The organism is Tabrizicola oligotrophica (genome assembly GCF_011008935.1).
Classification (GTDB): Bacteria; Pseudomonadota; Alphaproteobacteria; order Rhodobacterales; family Rhodobacteraceae; genus Tabrizicola_A; species Tabrizicola_A oligotrophica.
Genome location: NZ_JAAIVJ010000040.1, coordinates 1 through 805 on the forward strand (window position 1 = coordinate 1; position 805 = coordinate 805).

Consider the following 805-nt stretch of genomic DNA (forward strand, 5'->3'; position numbering starts at 1 on the left):
GCTTCTCCTCATCCGTCCAAAGTCGCTTCGTCCGACGCGCCACGCCATCACCATAGTGTCCACTATCGATGGTGGACACTATCCGCCTCTCTCACCACGCGGCAGGGCGGTCAGGCCGGACGCTTACTTTCGTCCGGGACACGCCGCAAGGGCAAGTTGGGGGCCGGCACAACACCGCCCCCCATCCCGAATGTTTCGCCCACACGCGGCCTGTCCCGCTCACCGGGCTTGTTCCGACAGTGCCAAGGTCCCTACAGCACGAAGTCCCCCGCGGCGTAGGCCGAGGCCAGCAGGGCGCCATCCTTGACGACAATCGTGAACTCGAACGCCGCATCCGCGTCGGTGTTGCCGCGGATCACGGTATTGGTCCCGTTGTTGACACAGGAGATCCTGCCGATCCCGACACCACCAAAGGTGAAGCTCTGATTGCCAGCCACTGTGGTATCGGCGTCTATTTGCGACAGGTCGATCACATCACCACCAGCAACGCCGGCCCCCTGGAATGCCGGAGCGCCGTTGCCCGCAGTGATCCGGTCGGCACTTCCTGCCGGGGAATCGCTCTCCGAGGTGAAGACGAACACATCCGCACCATTTCCTCCGATCAGGACGTCCTGACCAGCCTGCCCGGTAAGCCTGTCCGCCCCACCCAGCCCCCGGATGATGTCATTGCCGGCCCCGCCGTAGATCGCGTTGGCGCCACTGGTGCCGGTCAGCGTGTCATGGCCGATGCCGGAGATCAGGTTCTCCATCTGGGTGAAGCTCTCGCCGGCGAAGTTGGTCAGCCCGGTCGTCAGGTTGACCGCGT

1 protein-coding gene is annotated in these 805 nt (G+C 64.2%); it reads right to left on the reverse strand.

What is annotated here, in order from left to right:
- Positions 1-251 precede the first annotated feature (251 nt).
- On the reverse strand, positions 252-805 hold a 554-nt coding region (locus G4Z14_RS18730; protein WP_407703847.1), incomplete at its 5' end, for a M10 family metallopeptidase C-terminal domain-containing protein.